Origin of the sequence: Azospirillum sp., assembly GCF_035627195.1 — a bacterium.
Taxonomy (GTDB): Bacteria; Pseudomonadota; Alphaproteobacteria; order Azospirillales; family Azospirillaceae; genus Azospirillum.
This window is the reverse complement of record NZ_DASPMG010000108.1, coordinates 1-3,706: the sequence shown is the minus strand read 5'-3', so window position 1 is coordinate 3,706 and position 3,706 is coordinate 1. Positions and strand designations below refer to the sequence as shown.

Genomic DNA, 3,706 nt, shown 5'->3' with positions numbered 1-3,706 from the left:
CAAGTTCACCTGCAAGGCCAACGGGGCGGAGGTGTTCGCCGCCGACCTGTTCCCGTCCTTCGCCGCCAACCCCTACCTGACCTTCAAGCTGCGCATCGAGGCGACGACGAAGCTGGAGTTCGCCTGGACCGACGACGACGGTTCCGTCATCACCGCGGATGCCGAGATCAAGGTGGCGTGAGCGCGCCGACGTTGGGTTTTCGCTGACACTCAATCCAATCTACGAGGCCAACCTACGAGGCCAACCTACGAGGCCAACCTGCGGTAGCGTCGTAGGTTGGGTTGAGGCAAAGCCGAAAACCCAACGCCCCCTTCCCGCAAATCACGATTTGACGCCGGGCGCGGGACGGTGAACCCTATGGTCAAACGGCGGCGCCGACGCGCCGCCCAAGACAGGGAGAACCGGAAGAATGATCAGCGTCCGCCTGAAGTCCCGCCTTGCCGCCGCCGCCTTCGGCCTGGGCCTCGCCACGGCACCGGCCGCCGCGTTCGCCGAGACGTGGGACATGCCGACCCCCTACCCGGACGGCAACTTCCACACCCAGACCGTCCGCCAGTTCGCCGAGGACGTGAAGGCCGCCACCGGCGGCAAGATCCAGATCACCGTCCATTCCAACGGCTCCCTGGTCAAGCACCCGGAGATCAAGCGCGCCGTGCAGTCCGGACAGGCGCAGCTGGGCGAGGTGCTGATCTCCTCCTGGGCAAACGAGGACCCGCTGTTCGGCCTCGATTCGGTGCCGTTCCTGGCCACGAACTTCGACGAGGCCAAGAAGCTCTACGACGTCTCGCGCCCGGCGCTGGAGAAGAAGCTGGAGCGGCAGAAGCTGAAGCTCCTCTACTCCATCCCCTGGCCGCCGCAGGGCCTGTACGTGAAGCAGGAGATCACCTCCACCGACGACCTGAAGGGCGTGAAGTTCCGCGCCTACAACCCGGCCACCACCCGCATCGCCGAACTGGTCGGCGCCGTGCCCACCAAGATCGAGTCGGCCGAACTCGCCCAGGCCTTCGGCACCGGCATCGTGCAGGCGATGATCACCTCCGCCGCCACCGGCGTGGACAGCAAGGTGTGGGACTTCGCCAAGGTCTACTACGACGTCCAGGCCTGGCTGCCGCGCAACATGGTGTTCGTGTCCCAGGACGTGTGGAGCGGCCTGGACGACGCCACCAAGAAGGCGGTGCAGGAGGCGGCGGCCAAGGCCGAGGAGCGCGGCTGGGCCGGCTGGCGGGCCAAGACGGCCGAGCTGAACAAGACGCTGGCCGACAACGCCATGAAGGTGCTGCCCCCGCCGGCCGCGCTGAAGGACGGCTTCGCCAAGGTGGGCGCCACCATGACCGCCGAATGGACCAAGGCCGCCGGCGCCGATGGCGAGGCGATCATCAAGGCGTACAAGCCGTAAGCCCGCGCGAACCCTCTCCTTATCCGAGGAGAGGGTTTTCCCATCCGGAGCCCGCCCACCCCATGCGAACCGCCTTGTCCGCCCTGTACCGCGCCGCCGAGGTGCTGGGGGCGGTGTTCTTCGTGCTGATCGCGCTGCCGATCCTGGCTCAGGTCTTCGGCCGGCCGTTCAACCTGGTCGTTCCGGCCGCCGACGAGTTCGCCGGCTACGCCATGGCCGCCTCCTTCTTCCTGATGCTGGGGCCGGCGCTGCGCAACGGCGCCCACATCCGCGTCGGCATCGTCATCGAACGCCTGCACGGACCCGCCCGCCGGGCGCTGGAGCTGGCGTGCCTCGCCTTCGCCACGGCGCTGTCCGGTTATTTCGCATTCTACTGGCTGCGCATGACGTGGCAGTCCTACGACTTCAACGACCTCAGCCAGGGCGTCGTGCCGATGCCGCTGTGGATCCCGCAGGCGGCCATGGCCGTGGGGCTGCTGGTCCTGGTCGTCTCCTTCGCCGACGACCTCGTGCGCGTGCTGCGCGGCAAGCCGGCGTCCTACGAAACCGCCGCCGCGCCGACCGAGGGCTGAACGAGCATGGACCCCACCTTCGCCTCCATCGTCGTCGTCACGGCGATGTTCGTCATGCTGGCCGCCGGCGTCTGGGTGGCGCTGGCGCTGGCCGGCGTCGGCTTCGTCGCCATGGCGCTGTTCACCACGCGCCCCATCGGGCTGGTCATGGCGACCAACGTGTGGGGGGCGTCGACCTCCTGGACGCTGGTGGCGCTGCCGCTGTTCATCTGGATGGGCGAGATCCTGTTCCGCACGCGCATCTCCACCGACATGTTCCGCGGCCTCGCCCCGTGGATGGGCTGGCTGCCGGGGCGGCTGATGCACGTGAACGTGGTTGGCTGCTCGATCTTCGCGGCCGTGTCCGGCTCCTCGGCCGCCACCGCCGCCACCATCGGCCGCATGACCATCCCGGAGCTGACGCGGCGCGGCTACGACCCCATGATGATCATCGGCTCGCTGGCCGGGGCCGGCACTCTGGGCCTGCTGATCCCGCCGTCGATCATCATGATCGTCTACGGCGTGGCGGCCGACGTGTCGATCGCGCGGCTGTTCATCGCCGGCGTGCTGCCGGGCGTGGTGCTGACCCTGCTGTTCATGGGCTATGTCGCGGCGTGGTCGCTGGCCAACCCGGCCAAGGTGCCGCCCTACGACCTGCGCATGGGCTTCCTGGAGCGGGTGCGCGAGACCGGGGCGCTGATCCCGGTGATGCTGCTGATCATGTCCGTGCTCGGCTCCATCTACGCCGGCTTCGCCACGCCGACGGAGGCGGCGGCGGTCGGCGTGGCCGGCTCCCTGGTCCTGGCGCTGGTCACCGGCACGCTGACCTGGGCCAACTTCCGCGACAGCCTCATCGGGGCCGCGCGCACCAGTTGCATGATCTCCTTCATCCTGGCGGGTGCGGCCTTCCTGACCGTGGCGATGGGCTACACCGGCATCCCGCGCCTGCTGGCCGAGTGGATCACCGCGCAGCAGCTGTCCCCCGTGGCGCTGCTGGCGGCGCTGACGGTGTTCTTCATCGTCATGGGCTGCTTCCTCGACGGCATCTCGATGGTGGTGCTGACCACCTCAGTCATCCTGCCGATGGTGCAGCGGGCGGGGATCGACCTGCTGTGGTTCGGCATCTACATCGTCATCGTCGTCGAGATGGCGCAAATCACCCCGCCGGTCGGCTTCAACCTGTTCGTTCTGCAGTCGATGACCGGCCGCGACATCTTCACCATCGGAAAGGCGAGCGCGCCGTTCTTCCTGCTGATGGTGCTGATGGTGGCGCTGCTGTGGGTGTTCCCCGGCCTTGTGACGTGGCTGCCGTCGCAGATGATCGGGTGAGTGCCGGACACCGGCACTCACCTCCTCCTCAGAACAGCGGCGAACTGATCCAATAGGTCACCGCGGCGATGAGGGCGGAGGCCGGGATGGTGATGATCCAGGCCCAGATGATCCCGCGCGCCACACCCCAGCGCACCGACGACGGGTTGCGGGCCGAGCCCGCACCCATGATGCCGCCGGTGATGGTGTGGGTGGTCGACACCGGGATGCCCAGCGACGTGGCGGTGAACAGGGTGATGGCGCCGCCCGTCTCCGCGCAGAAGCCCTGCATCGGCTTCAGGTCGGTGATCTTCGACCCCATGGTCTTCACGATGCGCCAGCCGCCCATCAGCGTGCCCAGCCCCATCGCCGCCTGACAGACGAAGACGACCCAGAAGGGGATGGCGAACTCGGCACCCATGTAGCCCTGCGAGAACAGCAGGACGCCGA

Annotated in this window: 5 protein-coding genes; 4 read left to right on the top strand and 1 reads right to left on the bottom strand. The window is 68.0% G+C overall.

Going from position 1 to position 3,706, the window contains the following annotated elements; translation table 11 throughout:
• The 4 genes from VED21_RS09890 to VED21_RS09875 all read left to right on the top strand — a co-directional run.
• The coding region (locus VED21_RS09890) for a thiosulfate oxidation carrier complex protein SoxZ (protein ID WP_324882175.1) at positions 1–181 on the top strand (181 nt) is incomplete at its 5' end.
• Between the two features lie 229 nt (positions 182–410).
• Entirely contained in the window at positions 411–1,397 is a 987-nt protein-coding gene (locus tag VED21_RS09885; RefSeq protein ID WP_324882174.1) for a TRAP transporter substrate-binding protein, read from the top strand.
• Positions 1,398–1,459: 62 nt separating this feature from the next.
• Entirely contained in the window at positions 1,460–1,969 is a 510-nt protein-coding gene (locus VED21_RS09880; RefSeq protein WP_324882173.1) for a TRAP transporter small permease, read from the top strand.
• Positions 1,970–1,975: 6 nt separating this feature from the next.
• Positions 1,976–3,277, top strand: coding sequence for a TRAP transporter large permease subunit (locus VED21_RS09875; RefSeq protein ID WP_324882172.1), 1,302 nt, complete (start codon positions 1,976–1,978; stop codon positions 3,275–3,277).
• A 28-nt stretch (positions 3,278–3,305) separates the two neighbouring features.
• On the opposite strand, the gene VED21_RS09870 is transcribed toward VED21_RS09875, so the two are convergent.
• Positions 3,306–3,706 (bottom strand): inorganic phosphate transporter (locus VED21_RS09870; protein WP_324882171.1); only part of this gene is annotated, 401 nt, incomplete at its 5' end.

What these genes read in the sequence shown, in the direction of transcription:
- VED21_RS09880 (WP_324882173.1), top strand. Translation starts at nt 1,460, where the DNA reads ATGCGAACCGCCTTGTCCGCCCTGTACCGCGCCGCCGAGGTGCTGGGG.
- VED21_RS09885 (WP_324882174.1), top strand. Translation starts at nt 411, where the DNA reads ATGATCAGCGTCCGCCTGAAGTCCCGCCTTGCCGCCGCCGCCTTCGGC.
- VED21_RS09875 (WP_324882172.1), top strand. Translation starts at nt 1,976, where the DNA reads ATGGACCCCACCTTCGCCTCCATCGTCGTCGTCACGGCGATGTTCGTC.